Here is a 17,101-nt window from a genome sequence, read left to right on the forward strand (position 1 = left end):
CCTAGTCTGTGCTCATGCCGAAGCAGCGGTCCGGCCGAGCCACCATGAAGGATGTGGCGGCGCTCGCCGGAGTCTCGGCGAAAACGGTCTCCAACGTGCTGACGGGCACCGCGGCCGTCCGTCCCGAGACGCAGCAGCGCGTGGAATCGGCCATGCGCGAGCTCGACTTCGTGCCCAACCTGAGCGCTCGAGGCCTGCGTAACGGCCGCTCCGGCGTGATCGCCATCGCGCTGCCGGATCTCGCGACGGCGTACTCGGCCGAGATGCTGCATCACCTCGTCAATGCGGCGCATCGGCGCGGTTTCGCGGTTCAGATCGAGGAGACGGCGCTCGAGCCCGAGCGTGAGCAAGACCTCGTCTCGCGGGCGCGGCAGCACCTCGTCGACGGTGTCGTCCTCAATCCGATCCGCATCGAGGACAGCGTGGTCGACCGCGACGACCGCCTCCCGCCCGTCGTGCTGATCGGAGAGGTCGAGCAGCACGTGACCGACCGGGTCCTCGTGGACAGCCGCGCCGGGGCGCGCGACGCCGTCGCCCATCTGGTGGCTCAGGGTGCGCGACGCATCGCTGCGATCGGCGGGGACGAGCAGGCCGGTCTCGCCACGGCGACGAGCCGCTTGCGCCTCGCCGGGATGCGCGACGCGCTCGACGAAGCCGGTCTCGCGCACGATCGGCGTCGCGAGATCAACGCGTTGCCCTGGAACCTCGAGGCGGGGGCGATCGGCGTCCGGACGCTGCTGGAGCGCCGGGTCGACTTCGACGCCGTCCTGTGCTTCACCGACTCGATCGCGGTGGGCGCGCTGCACGCGCTCGCCGGAGCCGGCGTCCGGGTTCCCGACGACGTGCTCGTGTGCGGCTTCGACGACATCGAGCAGTCGAGGTACACGACGCCCGAGCTCACGACGGTGTCGTTCGATCGCGACGAGTTCGCGCGCGCGACCGTCGCTCTCCTGGAGGAGCGCATCGCGGCACGCGACATCCCGGTGCGTGCGGTCGCGATCGGGCACCGCGTCGTCGTCCGGGCCAGCACGGCTGCGGCGCCCCGGGGCATCTCCGCGCGACGGTGAGGCGTCGCCGTCGGCGGTCCGGATGCCATCGGGGGCAGCATCCGGCATTTTCCTTGCGCATTGATTACATCGATGTAAAAGTGTGAGGGTCCTTGGTTGTCACGATGTCGTGCCGTCACAAAGGAGTGACCGATGGCCCCACCCCTCGAACTCAGTCGGCGCCGGTTCCTCACCGGAGCCGCCGCTCTCGCCGGAACCGCCTTCCTCGCCTCATGCGCGGGGTTGCCCGGCGGCGCCCACGCTCGCACGCTCCAGTTCTGGCACCTGCTCTCGGGTGCCGACGGGGTGACGATGTCGGGCCTCATCGACGGCGTCAACGCCGCGCAGTCCGACTACCGCGTCCGTCCGACGGTGCTCGCCTGGGGCGAGCCGTATTACACGAAGCTCGCGATGGCGGCCGCCGGCGGCCGGGCGCCGGACGTCTCGGTCATGCACGCCTCGCGCGTCGTCGGGTACGCGCCGGGCGGGCTGCTCGACACGTGGGACACGGGGCGTCTGGCCGACCTCGGCGTCGACGCGAGCACCTTCACCGACGCGATCTGGCGCAAGGGGTTCATCGGCGACGACCTCTACAGCGTCGCGCTCGACGCGCATCCGTTCATCCTCATGTACAACACCGACATCTGCGGCGAGGCGGGCGTGCTCGACAGCGACGGCAAGCTGCTGCCGATCACCTCGCCCGAAGACTTCCTCGAGCTCGGACGCGCGGTGGCCGCGGTGTCGGAATCGCACGGGCTGTCATTCGGCTACCTCGGCGACGGTGCGCAGATGTGGCGCCTCTTCTACACGCTCTACACGCAGCACGGGCTCGAGATCCAGCTTCCCGAGGGCGGCAAGGCCGAGATCGACGAGGATGCCGCGGTCGCGGCGCTCAGCTTCATGCAGCAGCTGCTCGACGACGAGATCGCCTCGCGCAGCGCCGACTATCAGAGCGCGATCGCCGAGTTCGCCACCGGGCGCAGCGGGCTCTTCCTCACCGGTGTCTGGGAGCTGCGCTCGATGCAGCAGCAGAACCTGCCGATCGACGCCGCGGTCATCCCGGCCGTGTTCGGCACCCCGTCGGTCTACGCCGACTCGCACTCGTTCACGCTGCCCCATCAGAGCGCGCCCGACGAGGAGACCCGCGATCTCGTCTACCGCTTCGTCGCCGACATCCTGAAGGGGTCGTTCGACTGGGCCGGCGCCGGCCACATCCCCGCGTATCTCCCCGTGACGCAGTCCGCCGCCTACGCCGACCTGCTGCCGCAGGCGCACTACGCCGAGGCCGCCGAGCTCGTCCGCTACGACCCGCCGGCCTGGTTCACCGGCTCGGGATCGCGGTTCCAGGCCGACTTCGGCGCCGCCGTGCAGAACGTCCTGCTCCAGGGCGCCGATCCGGCGGCCGCGGTCGCCCGCTTCCGCGCGGGCGTGGACCAGCGCCTGCAGACGCCGAACCCGGCCGCACCGGAAGGAGCCCGCGCATGACCCTCGACACCGGATCCGGCCGCGCCGGCCTCGCCGACACCGCGGCGACGCGCACGATCGTCACCGGCGACAGCACAGGGCGGCACCGCCACGTCGGCGACCGCGGTGAGCAGCGCATCGCCTGGACCTTCCTCGCGCCGTTCCTCGCCGCCTTCCTGCTCTTCCTCGTGTGGCCGCTGCTGCATGGGCTCTACCTCAGCTTCACCGACCAGTCGCTGACGGGTGCCGGCGGCTCGTTCATCGGCATCGCGAACTACGTCGAGGCCCTTGGCGACCCCGTCATGTGGCAGTCGCTCGGCAACACGGCCTGGTTCACGGTGCTCTCGACCGTGCCCCTCGTCGTTCTCGCTCTCGTCATGGCGCTGCTCGTGCAGCGCGGCCTGCCCGGGCAGTGGCTGTGGCGCCTGTCGTTCTTCATGCCGTATCTGCTCGCCTCGACCGTGATCTCGCAGATCTGGGTGTGGATCTTCAACCCGCAGATCGGCGCGGCCAACGGCATCCTCGAGGCGTTCGGGCTCGAGCCGATCGCCTGGCTGCAGAACCCCGACACCAACATGCTCGCGATCGTCGTCGCGACGGTGTGGTGGACGATCGGGTTCAACTTCCTGCTGTATCTCGCGGCGTTGCAGAACATCCCCGAGACCCAGTACGAAGCCGCGTCGATCGACGGCGCGGGGGAGTGGCGCAAGCTCTTCTCGATCACGATCCCGCAGCTCGGCCAGGTCACCGTGCTCATCGTCATCCTTCAGGTGCTGGCCTCGCTCAAGCTGTTCGATCAGGCGTATCAGATGCTCGGCGGCATCGCGAGCGAGACCACCCGCTCGATCGTCCAGTACATCTACGAGTCCGGATTCGTCGGCTACCGCTTCGGCTACTCGGCCGCCATCTCGTACGTCTTCTTCGCCGTCATCGTTCTGATCGGCGTCATCCAGGCCCTGGCCACCCGTCGCCGGAAGGAGCACTCATGAGCGCCGCCACCGCCAGCTCGACGGCCACGCGCGCCGTCGTCGCCCCCGGGGTCGCTCCCGACCCGCGGGGACGCAAGCCCGGCGAGCGCCGGTTCAGCGCGATCAACGTCGTCGCCTTCGTCGCCCTCGCCCTCATGGCGGTCGGCTGGCTGCTGCCGTTCCTGTGGGCGGTCGCCACCGCCTTCAAGACCGAGACGGATGCCGCATCGGGCGCCGGCGGATGGGTGGGCGAGAGCGGCCCCACGGCCGAGGCGTTCACCTCGATCCTGTCGCAGGGGAACGTCTGGATCTGGGCCGGGAACAGCCTCTGGACCTCCGCTGTGATCACCCTGCTGACGGTCGCGATCTCGGCCGTCGCCGCATACGCGTTCTCGCGGCTGGAGTTCCGCGGCAAGAAGTTGCTGTACGGCGCGGTGATCGCCTCGATCGTCATCCCGCCGCAGGTGCTGATCATCCCGCTGTTCTACGAGATGCTCGCCTTCAATCTCGTCGACACCCCGTGGGGCCTGATCCTGCCGCAGGTCGTCGCACCGGCGATGGTGTTCATCCTCAAGAAGTTCTTCGACCAGGTGCCGATCGAGCTCGAGGATGCCGCGCGCGTCGACGGTGCCGGACGCTTCCGGGTGTTCTGGTCGATCGTGGTGCCGCTGTCGCGGCCGATCCTCGGCGCCGTCGCGATCTTCGTGTTCATCGGCGCGTGGAACAACTTCCTGTGGCCGTTCCTCATCATCAACGACACGACCCTCATGACCCTGCCGGTCGGGCTCCAGACCGTCATCAGCGCCTACGGCGTGCAGTACGCGCAGGTCATGGCCCAGGCGGTGCTCGCCTCCGTGCCGCTGATCATCGTCTTCCTGGTGTTCCAGAAGCAGATCGTCCGCGGCGTCGCCACGACCGGCTTCGGCGGTCAGTGACCGGCACTGCCACGCCGCCGACCGTCCCGACATCCCCACCCGCATCCCGCACCCCGCACAGAACAGGAGCATCATGCCCCGCGCCCGCATCGTCCTCGATCGCGACTTCACCGTGGCCGACGTGCCGCGCCGCCTCTTCGGCTCGTTCGTCGAGCACATGGGCCGCTGCGTCTACACCGGCATCTACGAGCCCGGCCACCCGCAGGCCGACGAACGCGGCTTCCGGCGCGACGTCCTCTCGCTCGTGAAGGAGCTCGGCGCCACGGTCGTCCGCTACCCCGGCGGCAACTTCGTCTCGGGCTACAACTGGGAGGACGGCGTCGGTCCCGTGGCCGACCGGCCGCACCGACTCGACGGCGCCTGGCACACCGTCGAGACCAACGCGTTCGGGCTCCACGAGTTCGTCGACTGGGCCCGCGAGGCCGAGGTCGAGGTCATGGAGGCGGTGAACCTCGGTACGCGCGGTGTCGACGAGGCGCGGGCGCTCGTCGAGTACGCCAACCACGCCGGCGGCACGTACTGGTCGGACCTGCGTCGCCGCAACGGTGCCGCAGACCCGTTCGACATCCGGCTGTGGTGCCTCGGCAACGAGCTCGACGGCCCGTGGCAGATCGGTCACAAGACCGCGCACGAGTACGGCCGGCTCGCGCAGGAGACGGCGAAGGCGATGCGTCTGGTCGACCCCGACATCGAGCTCGTCGCGGTGGGCTCGTCGAATCGGCAGATGCCGACCTTCGGCACGTGGGAGCACACCGTGCTCACGCACGCCTACGACGAGGTCGACTACATCTCGATGCACGCCTATTACCAGGAGGACGAGGGGGATGCGGCATCCTTCCTCGCCGAGGCCGTCGACATGGACGCCTTCATCGACGGCGTCGTCTCGACGATCGACGCCGTCAAGGCCGCCGGAAAGCACCGCAAGCAGGTCGACATCTCGTTCGACAAGTGGAACGTCTGGTACCAGCGGGGCCTCGACACCGAGGACCAGCCGCACATCGTCTCGGCGTCGAAGGAGTGGCGCGCCCACCCGCGTCTCATCGAGGACACGTACAACGTCACCGACGCCGTCGTGGTCGGGACATTCCTGCACAGCCTGCTGCGGCACGGCGACCGCGTGCGCATCGCCAATCAGGCGCAGCTGGTCAACGTCATCGCCCCGATCCGGTCGGAGGAGGGTGGTCCGGCGTGGCGTCAGTCGATCTTCTGGCCGTTCGCCCGCATGTCGCAGCTCGCCCAGGGCCGCGTGCTCCGGCTCGCGATCGACTCCGACCAGACCCCGACGGCGAAGTTCGGCGATGTGGATGTCGTCGACGCTGCCGCCACCTGGGACGAGTCGACCGGTCGCGTCGCTCTCTTCGTCGCGAACCGGTCTCTCGACTCCGAGACGGAGGTGTCGCTCGAGCTGCGCGGGTTGGGCGCGTCGAGCGTCGTGTCGGCCGAAGTGCTGACGGTGCCCGAGGGCGGAGACCGGCTATCGGCGAACACCGAGCAGGACCAGGATGCCGTCGGCCTCGTGCCCCTGCCTGGCGTCGGCCTCGACGAGGGCGTGCTGCGAGCGACCCTGCCCGCGCTGTCGTGGGCGGTGATCGTGCTCGACACCGCGCGCGCCTGACCGCGCGCCGCGCGCACGTCGGAGAATCGCGCGTACGTCGGACGGATCCCGCGAGATCCTCCGATGTTCGCGCGATTCTCCGCTCGTGCACGTCGGCGGGCGCGCAGGTTGTGGGAGGTGCACAACGGATGCGGGTGGCGGCATGGGGTGTCCGATAGCGTCGGCCCTCGTGAACGTGTGGCTCCGGACCCTGCTGACGATCTGGCGAGCGAAGCGACAGCTGCGCAGGAACGGCCCGCGGCCGCTCATGGCGGTCGGCCGGGTGCGGCTGCGTACGCTGCCCACCGACATCGACCTGCTCGGACACATGAACAACGGCCGGTACGCCTCGCTGTTCGACCTGGGGCGGTTCGACCTGCTGGTGCGCAACGGCATCTGGGACACCTTCCAGGAGAAGGGCTGGTACGGCGTCGTCGCGAGCAGCACGATCACCTTCCGGAAGTCGCTGAACCTCTGGCAGCGCTTCACGATCGAGACGCGGCTGCACGGGCACGACGACAAGTCGGTGTACATGGTGCATCGCGCGGTCGTCCGCGGCGAGGTGTACGCCGAGATGCTCGTGCGGTCGCGGTTCCTGCGGCGTTCCGGCGGCATCGTGCCCCTCGACGAGCTGTTCGCCGTGCTCGGACGTCGCGACGACCTGCCCCAGCTCGAGCCCTGGATGACCGAGTGGGCTGCGGCGACCGCTCTGCCGTCGACGCGCGCCGAGGCGCCCAGCGTCTGGGAGTGACCCGTGGGCTTCTGAGCCCGGGCGAGGCGCCGCGCCGGGAGGGTGTCCGAGACATAGGCTGACGGCATGTCCGACACCGCATCGTCCGGCACCACCCCGCCGGGCTTCCCCGCCGACGATCCCCTCGCCCAGCAGGCGGTGGAACTGGCCCGCACCTGGGTGCACACGTCGGCGGACTTCCCCGCGGATGCCGCGGCTCAGCGCCTCGCCGGCGTGCTGCGCGATCCGAACGGGCTGCCGTTCACGATCGGCTTCGTCGACGGCGTGATGCGTCCCGAGAGCGTGACCGCGGCGGCGACCCGCCTGCACCACGTCGCGCCGCTCGTGCCGGAGTTCCTTCCCTGGTACCTGCGCGGCGCTGTGCGCGTCGGCGGTGCCGTCGCCCCGGTGCTCCCGACCCCCGTCGTGCCGATCGCCCGCACGGCCCTGCGTGAGATGGTCGGACACCTCGTCGTCGACGCGCGGCCGCACAAGCTGGGTCCCGCCATCGCCCGCATCCGCGAGTCCGGGGCCCGCCTCAACCTCAACCTCCTCGGCGAGGCGGTGCTCGGCGAGGACGAGGCCCGGCGACGGCTCGAGGGCATCCACGAGCTGATCCGCCGATCCGACGTCGACTACGTCTCGGTCAAGGTGTCGGCGATCGTCAGCCGCATCTCGATGTGGGCGTTCGACGAAGTCGTCGCCGACGTCGTCGAACGCCTGCTTCCGCTGTATCTGAGCGCGGCAGAGGACGGCACCTTCATCAACCTCGACATGGAGGAGTACCGAGACCTCGACCTCACGATCGCCGTCTTCACTCGCATCCTCGAGGACGAGCGGCTGCGGGGGCTCGAAGCCGGCATCGTGCTGCAGGCATACCTGCCCGACGCCGCCGACGCGCTCGACGAACTGACGGCCTGGGCGCAGGCCCGCGTCAGCGCGGGCGGAAGCCGCATCAAGGTGCGGCTGGTCAAGGGCGCGAACCTCGCCATGGAGCGGGTCGACGCCACGATCCACGGCTGGCCGCTGGCGACCCACGCGAGCAAGCTCGACGCCGACGCGATGTACCTCCGCTGCCTCGACCGCGCCCTCCGGCCCGAGCGCAGCGCGGCGGTGCGCCTCGGCGTCGCCGGCCACAACCTGTTCGACATCGCGTACGCCTGGCTGCTCGCCGGCGAGCGCGGAGTGCGAGAGGACATCGAGATCGAGATGCTCCTCGGCATGGCTCAGGGCCAGGTGGCGGCGGTGACGCGAGACGTCGGCCACGTGCTGCTCTACGTGCCGGTCGTCCGGCCCGACGAGTTCGACGTCGCCATCAGCTACCTCGTCCGTCGGCTCGAGGAGAACGCCTCGAGCGAGAACTTCCTCTCGGCCGCATTCGACCTCGCCACCGATGCGAGCCTGTTCGACCGCGAACGCGACCGGTTCCTCGCTTCCCTCGAACGCGCAGCCGACCCCGCCCTGCCGAGCGGCCCCAACCGCACGCAGGACCGCACCCTGGCGCTGCGGCCCATCGCGCCGCAGCGCATCACACGCGACCCCGCCGAGGGTGAGGACGGTCTCACGCAGGCCGTGCTGGGCATCGCCGACGCCGCGGGGCGCTCGGACGACACGACGGCCCTCGGCGAGCACGACGATGTCCTGTTCGGCGGTGAGCGCTTCGTCGAGACGGCGGTGTACGCGCCGCGTGAGACCCGTCGGGCCCCCGCGCTCGGCGCGCCGGGATTCGCCAACACGCCCGACTCCGACCCCGCGCTCGCGGTCAACCGGGAGTGGGCCCGAGGCATCCTCTCGCGCATCGCCGGCAGCACGGCCGGTGACGAGACGATCGCCGCGGCCCGGGTCGACGACGCCGAGACGCTCGACGAGATCGTGGCGCGCGTCGGCTCGGCCGCATCCTCGTGGGGCGCCCTGGCCGCCGCCGATCGCAGCGCCGTTCTGCTCGCGGCCTCGCGCGCGCTCGAGTCGCGCCGGGTCGAGCTGATCGAGGTCGCGGCGTCCGAGACGGGCAAGGTGCTCGCCGAAGCAGACGTCGAGGTCAGCGAAGCGGTCGACTTCGCCGCCTACTATGCGGCGACGGCGCGCGAGCTCGACCGCGTGAGCGGTGCCGTGTTCCAGCCGGCGTCGGTGACGGTGGTCACCCCGCCGTGGAACTTCCCGCTCGCGATCCCCGCCGGCGGCGTGCTGGCAGCCCTCGCGGCCGGATCGGGAGTCGTCTTCAAGCCCGCTCCGCAGGCCCGGCGGTGCGCGGCCGTCGTGGCGGAGGCGCTCTGGGATGCCGGAGTGCCCCGTGATCTCCTCATGCTCGTCGACATCGACGAAGGCGATCTGGGCCGACGCCTCATCACTCACCCGTCGGTCGACCGCGTCATCCTGACGGGCTCGTGGGAGACCGCGTCGCTGTTCCGGTCGTGGCGGCCCGAGCTGCCGCTGCTGGCCGAGACGAGCGGCAAGAACGCGATCATCGTCATGCCGTCGGCCGACCTCGACCTGGCGGCCGCCGACCTGATCAAGAGCGCGTTCGGCCATGCGGGACAGAAGTGCTCCGCCGCGTCGCTCGCCATCCTCGTCGGGCCGGTGGGGCGGTCGAAGCGGTTCGCCCGCCAGCTCGTCGATGCCACGCGTTCGCTGCGTGTCGGCCCGCCGACCGACCCGCGCAGCGAGGTCGGGCCCGTGATCGAGCCGCCGCAGGGCAAGCTCGAATGGGCGCTCACCTCTCTCGACGACGGCGAGCGATGGCTCGTAGAGCCGCGTCGTCTCGACCTCGGTGACGACACCGCGGGCCGCTTCTGGTCTCCGGGCGTCAAGGTCGGGGTGAGCCCCGGGTCGCGGACGCATCTCGAGGAGTTCTTCGGGCCGGTGCTCGGCGTCATGCACGCCCGCACGCTCGAGGACGCGATCGAGCTTCAGAACGCGGTCGCCTACGGCCTGACCGCGGGCCTTCACACGCAGGATGCCGCCGACCTCGCGACGTGGCTCGACCGGGTCGAGGCCGGCAACCTGTACGTCAACCGCGGCATCACGGGCGCCATCGTCCAGCGCCAGCCCTTCGGCGGCTGGAAGCGGTCGTCGGTGGGCGCGGGCACGAAGGCCGGGGGACCGAACTACCTGATCGGTCTCGGTTCCTGGCGCGCCTCGAGCGGGTCGGCGTCCAGCACGCTGCACCTGCGCGGTCTCGACTCGCGCATCACGACGATCATCGAGTCGGCCCAGCCCACGCTCGACTACGAGTCGTTCGAATGGCTGCGGCGGGGCGCACTCTCGGATGCCGTCGCCTGGGACCGCGAGTTCGGTCAGGTGCGCGACGTCTCGGGCCTGGGCGTCGAGCGGAACCTCTTCCGGTACCGCCCGGTCGACGTCGCGGTGAGAGCGGCATCGGATGCGACCTGGCAGGCGGTGCTCCGCGTGATCGTGGCGGCCGTGCGAGCCGGGTCGGGGGTGACGTTGAGCTCGCCGGTGGGTCTTCCCGCTGAGGTGCGACGTGCGCTCGGCGACGTGGACATCTCGGTGTCGGTCGAGACGGACGGCGAGTGGCTGCAGCGTATCGCCGCGGCGGATCGTCGCCCCGGCCGCATCCGCCTGGTCGGGTCGCGTGACGCGGTGGCCGAGCTGCGGAGCGCCGTCGGGGGAGCCACCGAGGGCGATCCGGATGTCGCCGTCTACGCCGACGAGGTCACGACGGCGGGGCGCATCGAGCTGCTGCCGTTCGTGCACGAGCAGTCGATCACGATCACGGCGCACCGCTTCGGCAACCCCGACGACTGGTCCGAGGCGGTCATCTGAATCGGTGCGGGCGGTCGCGAGTGGCTGCGGCGGTGCCGTCTCGGTAGCGTGGCGGGATGACGGATGACGCAGCCGCCGCGCCCACCCTGATCCTCGCCCGCCTGTCGATCGAGCGCGAGTCGCTCCTCGGGGCCATGTTCATCGGGCTCGGGGCGGTGGGGCTCGCCATCGCGGTCATCGCGCTGGCGTTCTCGCCGTCGCTCAGCCTGCCGGTGCTCGTGGGCGTCGGCGCGGGTGCGGTGCTGCTCGTGCACGGCATCCTGCGACGTTCTGCCGCCGCCCGGGCCGCGGCCGCGCTCGACCGGCTCGAGTCGGCCTCCGCCGTCGCCTCTCGCTGAGCGCGGTTCTCAGGAGAAGGCGTCGAGCACCTCGGTGACGTGGGCATCGAGCGCCGAAGACGTCGGCTCGGGATCGAGCCCGAGGAGGCGTCGACGGTGCGGCTCGCCGAGGAGTCCCGCGAACAGGTGCGCGGCGCGGCGCTCGTCGCCGTCCAGATGAGCGGCGAGGTAGCGCTGGGCCGCGAGGGGGCCGGCATCGTAGAACGCCCGTGAGATCGCGGGGTCGTCGAGAGCGACGGCCACGGCCGCGCGGTGCAGGCCGATGGCCCGGTCGGCGAAGAGCGCGGTCGCGATCAGCATGCAGGCGTGACGCAGGTCGCGCGCGGTGATGCCGAGGTAGTCGTGGACGTCGGTCACGGCGGCGCGGAGGAGCGACGACTTGTCGCCGATCCGGTCGTAGATGGTGCGCTTGGTCACGCCTGCCTCGTGGGCGATCGCGTCGAGCGAAGCGGCGTGGAACCCGGCCTCGACGAACAGCCGCGCGGCCACGGCGACGATGCGGTCGTCGCGCGCGGCCTGCTCGTGGGCGGGCGGCCGGCCGCGGCGCCCGTTCGGTCGATTCGCGGTCGCGGTCGAGGTCGAGGGCGCGGTCATGCCGACAGGCTACCAGAATGATACGGTGACGTTTCATTAAGGAGGAGCCATGGACGAGATCGTCTGTCACATCGCGATCGCCGACGACTGGGGGATGAGTCGCAAGTTCGGCGAGTACGAGGTCGCGACGCGCGGCGTGCCGTGGGAGCCCGGTGAGTACATCCACGCCTGCGACCCTGCCGACGTCGCCGCAGTCGTCGCGGCCGTCTACGCGGATGTGCGACTGCCGCTGCTGCGGATCGACTGCAGCATCGACGGCCTCGCCCGCAACGGCGTCGCGGTCACGAGGGTCGACGGGCGCCCCCGCATCCACGGACCCATCCCGATGAACGCGGACGTCGTCGTCGGCGAGCACCCACTGTCCGCCTGAGCCACTATTCCGCCGGACGCGCGGCGGCCCGCCCCGGGAGAACCGGGAGCGGGCCGCGAGGGGTGTGCGCCGGGTCAGGCGTCGATGCCGACCGAGTGTGACAGGCGTGCGTGCTCGTCGCCCGAGAGCTCGAGGTCGACGGCCTTCGCACTGTCGATGATCGACTCGGCCCGTCGGGCTCCCGGGATGGGGATGACGGTGTCGCCCAGTCCGAGCTCCCAGGCCAGCACGACCTGCTGCGGGCTGACGTCGTGGGCGCGCGCGACCTCGCCGAAGACGGCGAAGCGGTCGCCGATCGATCGGGCCCCGCCGCCCGTGCCGCCCAGCGGGCTCCAGGGGAGGAACGCGATGCCGCGGTCGGCGCAGTGCCGCAGCTCGTCGTAGCTGCCCGGATGCCGCGGCGAGAACTCGTTCTGCACGCTCGCGAGGTTGCCCTCGCCCAGCACCTGCTCGGCGATCTCGATCTCCTCGACGCTCGCGTTCGAGATGCCGACCGCGCGGATCTTGCCCTCCTGCTGCAGCGTCTTGAGGTTCTCCATGACCTCGCCGTAGACCATCCAGCGGTCGGGTCGGTGGTACTGGTAGAGGTCGATGACGTCGACCCGGAGCGCGCGGAGCGAGGCCTCCACCGCCTTCCTGAGGTAGTCGATCGAGCCGTCCCGGCCCCACGTCTCGCCCTCGCTGCGGGTGATCCCGCCCTTCGTCGCGACGATGATCTGAGACCGATCGCCGCCCCAGGTGGCCAGGGCCTCGGCCATGATCTCCTCGTTGTGGCCCATCGTGTCCCAGCTCGGGGCGTAGATGTCGGCCGTGTCGAGCAGAGTGACGCCCGCGTCGAGGGCGGCGTGAACCGTGGCGACCGCGTCGGCGCGGTCGGGGATCTGCTTGTCGTTGTTCATCGAGACGGGCATTCCGCCCAGGCCGATGGCCGAGACGGTGAACGGTCCGAGGGTGCGCTGCTGCATGGGTCTCCTTCGACGATTCGCGGTGGTGTGAACCCAGCCTGGCAGCCGCCGCCAGGATCCGGCAGCACCTTGCGCAATCGCCCGGGGCCACTCACCTCGCGATCGGGCCGACGTTCCCAGCGGGGTCCGATGGGCACTCGGGGGAGAATGGATGCCGGCCACCCGGCGACCCGCCGCCGTGTGCGCGACCGCCGAACGCCAGGAGCTCGAATGACGATCGCCGACAACCACCCGATGCCCGACGGCGGTGAGACGAGGGCGCATGCCCTGGCCGGGAGGCGGCCCCTGCTGCCGGTCATGGCCGCAACGGGCGAGGGCGCGTGGGTGACGGACGTCGAGGGGCGTCGCTACCTCGACCTCACCGCCGACCCGGCGCTCACCTTCGGGCACCGGCATCCCGCCCTGCTCGCCGTCGCGACGGAGCAGCTCGGACGGTTGACCGCCTCGAGCGCCGTCGTCGCGGACGACCGCGCCGACGGCTTCGCTGATGCCCTCGCCGCGCTGATCGGCGCCGAGGCGGTGCTGCCGGCCGCCACCGGGCCCGACGCTCTTCGCGCCGCCGTCGAGGCGGCACTCGGCGCGGCGCCCCGGACGACCGTCGTGGTCGCGGCGGGCTCGCACCCCGAGCTCGCGGCGTCGGGTGCTGTCACGGTGCCGTTCGGCGACATCGACGCGCTCGCCGCGGCGCTCGACGACACGGTCGCCGCCGTCGTCCTCGAGCCCGTGCAGGTCGCAGCGGGAGTCATCGCCGCACCCGCGGGGTACCTCGAGGGCGCGCGGCAGGCGTGCGCCGACCGCGGGGTCGCGCTGATCCTCGACGAGACGCGCAGCGGGCTCGGCCGGCTCGGAGACACCGTCGCGCTCGCCGGGGACGGGGAGGCGCCCGATCTCCGCGTGCTCGGCCCGGCCCTCGGCGGAGGCATCGTTCCCGTCGCCGCCGTCGTCGGGAGCCGTGCGCTGCTCGACGCCGCCCCCGGTGCGGCATCCCCCTCTCCGCTCGCGAGCGCCCTCGCGCACCGCGTGGTCGAGATGCTCGAGGCAGGCGAGCTGCAGACCCGGGCCCGTGCGCTCGCCGAACACCTCGCCGGCCGGATCGAGGTGCTCGCGGGGGCAGGGGCCGTCGCCGTGCGCTCCGCGGGAGTCTGGGCGGGCATCGACGTCGACCCGGCCGTGATGACGGCCGCGGAGGTCGCCCGGCGCCTCGTCGCGCGCGGTGTCCTCGTCGACGTGGTCGGCGAGACGACGGTCGTGCTGTCTCCGCCGCTCGTCATTCGTGCGACCGAGCTCGACTGGGTGGTCGAGCAGCTGCGCGTCGTCCTCACCGCCTGACCCCCGCGCCTGCCCCCCCCGGGTCACATCGCGATACATCTGCAGGACCGGCGGTGCTGGTGATGGCTCGCGGTGCTCGGTGAGCGACACCCGCCCCACGGCTCCGACAGGTGTATCGCCACTGAGCCGGAAATGACCGTTGACACCGTCGCCCTGCGCCCGCTACCGTGCTGGTCATACGTAGAAGCACATCGTCGTTCTTCTACGGACCGACGCTCATACGTATGACCGTCGGAATCGCACGCCACGTCACAGGAGACCGGAATGCGCACTTCCCGAATCGCCGCCACCGCCGCCCTCGCGACGGCGGCGCTCGCTCTCGCCGCCTGCACGCCGGGCACCGCCACGAACACCGCCGCCCGCGCCGAGACGCTGATCTACGGCAAGTCGGACGGCGGCACGACCTACGTCCGCAACTACAACGTCCTCGGCCCCGCGACCGAGAAGGCCCCCAACGCCGAGCTGATCTACGAGCCGCTCGCCCGCATCGACTACGCCAACGGCGCCGTCGTCGAGCCGTGGCTCGCCGAATCGCTGCAGTTCGACGAGGCCGGCACCGCGCTCACGATCGAGCTGCGCTCCGATGTGACGTTCTCGGACGGCGAGACGATGGATGCCGACGATGTCGTCTACTCGCTCTCGCTCCCGCTCGAACGCCCCGAGCTCAACCTCGCCGGCGTGACCTACGAGGCGGTGAGCAAGATCGACGACGACACGGTCCAGGTCGACTTCGCCGAGCCTTCGTTCGCCGCTCTCAACCAGTTCGCATCGAGCTCGCTGCCCGTCGTCCCCGAGCACATCTGGCGCGACCAGGACCTCATGAGCTGGACGAACCCCGACCCCGTGGGCACGGGTCCCTTCACGGTCGACGCGTTCGCGGCCCAGCAGGTGACGCTCAAGGCGCGAGACGACTACTGGGGCGGGCAGATGCCCATGACCTATCTCAAGGTGCTCGCGACGAACGTCGAGGCCGTCAAGGCCCAGTTGCTCCGCGGCGACGTCGACTGGGCGCCGGCCTCGTGGGCGGGTGCGGAGGAGGAGTTCGTCGCGCAGAGCCCCGAGACCAATCTGTACCAGCTCTACGCCACCGGCGGGGCCTACTCGATGATGTACAACACCGCGCAGCCGCCCTTCGACAACGCCGACCTGCGGCGCGCGCTCGCCCTCTCGATCCCGCGATCGGACATCACCGCGACGCTCAACCGGCCGGGCACCGAGGCCGGCCCCACGGGCCTCGTCGACCAGATCTACGCCGACTGGATCGCGCCGGAGTACCGCGGTGTCGTGCAGGACGTGGATGCCGCCGCGGCGCAGGCCGCACTCGCGGCATCCGGCTTCACGGTCGTCGACGGCGCCCTCGAGAAGGACGGGCAGCGGTACTCGCCCCGCCTGTCGTTCAACCAGGACTTCGGATGGAACGCGTACGCCGACATCATGATCAACGGCTGGAAGTCGGTGCTGGGCATCTCGGTCGCTCCGGCGGGGGCCCCGGGTGCGACTCTCTACGACCAGCAGAAGACGGGCGACTTCGACCTGACGATCGCCACGACCGGAGGCGCGGGGGTCTACGGCGTCTACGGGTTCCTCGACAGCCGGTACGTCGAGCCCCTCGGCACGGCCGCCGCGACGAACGTCGGGCGCTGGAACGATCCCGAGACCGACCGCATCCTGGCGGACATGACCCGGGCGGCCGATGAGGACACCCTGCGTTCTCTCGGACAGGAGATGCAGCGGATCGTCGTCGACGAGGTGCCCTTCAGCCCGCTGTACAACTCGTACTGGTTCGTCGACATCAACGCGACGCACTGGACCGGCTGGCCGACGCCCGACGACTTTGACGCCGTGCCCTTCCCGAGCCTCGGGCCCGACACCGTCCGCACCCTGCTCTCGCTGAAGCCGGCGTCATGACCGCGCTCGGCGGGGCTCCCACGCCCACGACGACGACGGCCCTGGCCGAGGTCTCGGCGCGCCGGAAGCCCCGCCGGCGCAGCGGTGCCTTCCTCCTCAAGCGCCTCGGGTTCTACCTGGTGGCCGCCTGGTCGGCGATCACGCTGAACTTCGTGATCCCGCGTCTCATGCCCGGCGACCCGTCGGCGGCGATCATCGACCAGCTCGAACGGGTGAGCGGTCAGGCGCTGGCGCCGGAGGCGCTGGTGTCGATCCGCGGGCTCTTCGGCAATCCCGATCAGAACCTGTTCGAGCAGTACGGCGCCTACATCGGCCAGCTGGCGCGATTCGACCTCGGGGTGTCGATCTCGAACTTCCCGGTGCCGGTCGCCGACCTCGTCGGCGCGGGCCTGCCCTGGACGCTCCTGCTCGTAGGCACGACGACGGTCATCTCGTTCGTGCTCGGCACGATGCTCGGAGTCGCGGTCGGATGGCGGGCCGGGTCGCGGTTCGACTCGATCATGACGCCGTTCATCACGTTCGTCTCGTCGGTGCCCTACTTCTGGATCGCGCTGCTGGCCCTGTGGCTGTTCGGCTTCGTCTTCGGCTGGTTCCCGCTCTCGGGCGGATACGACCCGAACCTGCCGATCTCGCTCGATCCGGCCTTCCTGCTGAGCGTCATGCAATACGGGGCGCTGCCCGCACTGACGATCATCTTCTCGGCGTTCGGCGGATGGATGCTGGGCATGCGCAACATGACCGTCACGACGGTGCGCGAGGACTACGTGCTCCTCGCGCAGGCCAAGGGCCTCTCTCCCGCGCGCGTGCGCTGGCGTTATGCAGCGCGCAACGCGATGCTGCCGCAGTTCACCGGCTTCGCGATGGCGCTCGGCGGCGTGGTCGGCGGGGCGCTGCTGACCGAGATCGTCTTCAGCTACCCGGGCATCGGATACCTGCTGTTCTCGGCGTTGCAGAAGCGCGACTATCCGGTCATGCAGGGCGTGTTCCTGCTCGTGACCCTCACCGTCCTGCTGGCGAACCTCATCGCCGACTCGCTGTACGTGTGGCTCGATCCGCGCGTCCGAGAGGAGAGCTGAC

At 70.7% G+C, this 17,101-nt stretch carries 14 protein-coding genes; 12 read left to right on the plus strand and 2 right to left on the minus strand.

Annotation, left to right across the window (positions count from 1 at the left end; translation table 11 throughout):
- Nucleotides 1-14: 14 nt before the first annotated feature.
- The 8 genes from AA0Y20_RS05265 (at nt 15) to AA0Y20_RS05300 (ending at nt 10,858) form a co-directional block, all read left to right on the plus strand.
- Nucleotides 15-1,067 carry a LacI family DNA-binding transcriptional regulator gene (locus AA0Y20_RS05265; RefSeq protein ID WP_412937886.1) on the plus strand — a complete coding sequence of 351 codons (1,053 nt, stop codon included), beginning with the start codon at nt 15-17 and terminating at the stop codon, nt 1,065-1,067.
- A gap of 132 nt (nt 1,068-1,199) precedes the next feature.
- Nucleotides 1,200-2,531: an extracellular solute-binding protein gene (locus AA0Y20_RS05270; protein ID WP_412937887.1), complete on the plus strand. Its 1,332-nt coding sequence runs from the start codon at nt 1,200-1,202 to the stop codon at nt 2,529-2,531.
- Nucleotides 2,528-3,499 carry a carbohydrate ABC transporter permease gene (locus tag AA0Y20_RS05275; RefSeq protein ID WP_412937888.1) on the plus strand — a complete coding sequence of 324 codons (972 nt, stop codon included), beginning with the start codon at nt 2,528-2,530 and terminating at the stop codon, nt 3,497-3,499. Before AA0Y20_RS05270 ends, AA0Y20_RS05275 begins: the two co-directional genes overlap by 4 nt.
- Nucleotides 3,496-4,413 carry a carbohydrate ABC transporter permease gene (locus AA0Y20_RS05280; protein ID WP_412937889.1) on the plus strand — a complete coding sequence of 306 codons (918 nt, stop codon included), beginning with the start codon at nt 3,496-3,498 and terminating at the stop codon, nt 4,411-4,413. The genes AA0Y20_RS05275 and AA0Y20_RS05280 overlap by 4 nt, the downstream gene beginning before the upstream one ends.
- Nucleotides 4,414-4,486: 73 nt before the next feature.
- Entirely contained in the window at nt 4,487-6,028 is a 1,542-nt protein-coding gene (locus AA0Y20_RS05285) for an alpha-N-arabinofuranosidase (RefSeq protein ID WP_413332163.1), read from the plus strand.
- 169 nt (nt 6,029-6,197) lie between these two features.
- Entirely contained in the window at nt 6,198-6,758 is a 561-nt protein-coding gene (locus AA0Y20_RS05290) for an acyl-CoA thioesterase (protein ID WP_412937891.1), read from the plus strand.
- A 66-nt stretch (nt 6,759-6,824) separates the two neighbouring features.
- Nucleotides 6,825-10,520 carry a proline dehydrogenase family protein gene (locus AA0Y20_RS05295; protein WP_412937892.1) on the plus strand — a complete coding sequence of 1,232 codons (3,696 nt, stop codon included), beginning with the start codon at nt 6,825-6,827 and terminating at the stop codon, nt 10,518-10,520.
- 56 nt (nt 10,521-10,576) lie between these two features.
- Nucleotides 10,577-10,858, plus strand: coding sequence for a hypothetical protein (locus tag AA0Y20_RS05300; RefSeq protein WP_412937893.1), 282 nt, complete (start codon nt 10,577-10,579; stop codon nt 10,856-10,858).
- A gap of 9 nt (nt 10,859-10,867) precedes the next feature.
- On the opposite strand, the gene AA0Y20_RS05305 is transcribed toward AA0Y20_RS05300, so the two are convergent.
- A complete protein-coding gene (locus AA0Y20_RS05305; protein WP_412937894.1) occupies nt 10,868-11,452 on the minus strand; it encodes a TetR/AcrR family transcriptional regulator in 585 nt (194 codons plus the stop codon).
- Between the two features lie 49 nt (nt 11,453-11,501).
- Here AA0Y20_RS05305 and AA0Y20_RS05310 point away from each other — a divergent pair, with 49 nt between their 5' ends.
- Nucleotides 11,502-11,822: a hypothetical protein gene (locus AA0Y20_RS05310; RefSeq protein ID WP_412937895.1), complete on the plus strand. Its 321-nt coding sequence runs from the start codon at nt 11,502-11,504 to the stop codon at nt 11,820-11,822.
- Nucleotides 11,823-11,896: 74 nt separating this feature from the next.
- On the opposite strand, the gene AA0Y20_RS05315 is transcribed toward AA0Y20_RS05310, so the two are convergent.
- Nucleotides 11,897-12,787: an aldo/keto reductase gene (locus AA0Y20_RS05315; RefSeq protein ID WP_412937896.1), complete on the minus strand. Its 891-nt coding sequence runs from the start codon at nt 12,785-12,787 to the stop codon at nt 11,897-11,899.
- 210 nt (nt 12,788-12,997) lie between these two features.
- Between AA0Y20_RS05315 and AA0Y20_RS05320 the strand changes: the two genes are divergently transcribed.
- The 3 genes from AA0Y20_RS05320 to AA0Y20_RS05330 all read left to right on the plus strand — a co-directional run bounded on the left by AA0Y20_RS05320 (nt 12,998) and on the right by AA0Y20_RS05330 (nt 17,100).
- Nucleotides 12,998-14,116, plus strand: coding sequence for an aspartate aminotransferase family protein (locus AA0Y20_RS05320; RefSeq protein ID WP_412937897.1), 1,119 nt, complete (start codon nt 12,998-13,000; stop codon nt 14,114-14,116).
- Between the two features lie 264 nt (nt 14,117-14,380).
- Nucleotides 14,381-16,024: an ABC transporter substrate-binding protein gene (locus tag AA0Y20_RS05325; protein WP_412937898.1), complete on the plus strand. Its 1,644-nt coding sequence runs from the start codon at nt 14,381-14,383 to the stop codon at nt 16,022-16,024.
- Nucleotides 16,021-17,100: an ABC transporter permease gene (locus AA0Y20_RS05330; protein ID WP_412937899.1), complete on the plus strand. Its 1,080-nt coding sequence runs from the start codon at nt 16,021-16,023 to the stop codon at nt 17,098-17,100. The genes AA0Y20_RS05325 and AA0Y20_RS05330 overlap by 4 nt, the downstream gene beginning before the upstream one ends.
- Nucleotide 17,101 lies beyond the last annotated feature (1 nt).

The sequence above is a fragment of the Microbacterium pratiae genome, assembly GCF_047302165.1.
Classification (GTDB): Bacteria; Actinomycetota; Actinomycetes; order Actinomycetales; family Microbacteriaceae; genus Microbacterium.

What these genes read in the sequence shown, in the direction of transcription:
- AA0Y20_RS05310 (WP_412937895.1), top strand. Translation starts at nt 11,502, where the DNA reads ATGGACGAGATCGTCTGTCACATCGCGATCGCCGACGACTGGGGGATG.
- AA0Y20_RS05285 (WP_413332163.1), top strand. Translation starts at nt 4,487, where the DNA reads ATGCCCCGCGCCCGCATCGTCCTCGATCGCGACTTCACCGTGGCCGAC.
- AA0Y20_RS05295 (WP_412937892.1), top strand. Translation starts at nt 6,825, where the DNA reads ATGTCCGACACCGCATCGTCCGGCACCACCCCGCCGGGCTTCCCCGCC.
- AA0Y20_RS05325 (WP_412937898.1), top strand. Translation starts at nt 14,381, where the DNA reads ATGCGCACTTCCCGAATCGCCGCCACCGCCGCCCTCGCGACGGCGGCG.
- AA0Y20_RS05330 (WP_412937899.1), top strand. Translation starts at nt 16,021, where the DNA reads ATGACCGCGCTCGGCGGGGCTCCCACGCCCACGACGACGACGGCCCTG.
- AA0Y20_RS05275 (WP_412937888.1), top strand. Translation starts at nt 2,528, where the DNA reads ATGACCCTCGACACCGGATCCGGCCGCGCCGGCCTCGCCGACACCGCG.
- AA0Y20_RS05305 (WP_412937894.1), bottom strand. Translation starts at nt 11,452, where the DNA reads ATGACCGCGCCCTCGACCTCGACCGCGACCGCGAATCGACCGAACGGG.
- AA0Y20_RS05320 (WP_412937897.1), top strand. Translation starts at nt 12,998, where the DNA reads ATGACGATCGCCGACAACCACCCGATGCCCGACGGCGGTGAGACGAGG.
- AA0Y20_RS05280 (WP_412937889.1), top strand. Translation starts at nt 3,496, where the DNA reads ATGAGCGCCGCCACCGCCAGCTCGACGGCCACGCGCGCCGTCGTCGCC.
- AA0Y20_RS05315 (WP_412937896.1), bottom strand. Translation starts at nt 12,787, where the DNA reads ATGCAGCAGCGCACCCTCGGACCGTTCACCGTCTCGGCCATCGGCCTG.
- AA0Y20_RS05270 (WP_412937887.1), top strand. Translation starts at nt 1,200, where the DNA reads ATGGCCCCACCCCTCGAACTCAGTCGGCGCCGGTTCCTCACCGGAGCC.
- AA0Y20_RS05265 (WP_412937886.1), top strand. Translation starts at nt 15, where the DNA reads ATGCCGAAGCAGCGGTCCGGCCGAGCCACCATGAAGGATGTGGCGGCG.
- AA0Y20_RS05300 (WP_412937893.1), top strand. Translation starts at nt 10,577, where the DNA reads ATGACGGATGACGCAGCCGCCGCGCCCACCCTGATCCTCGCCCGCCTG.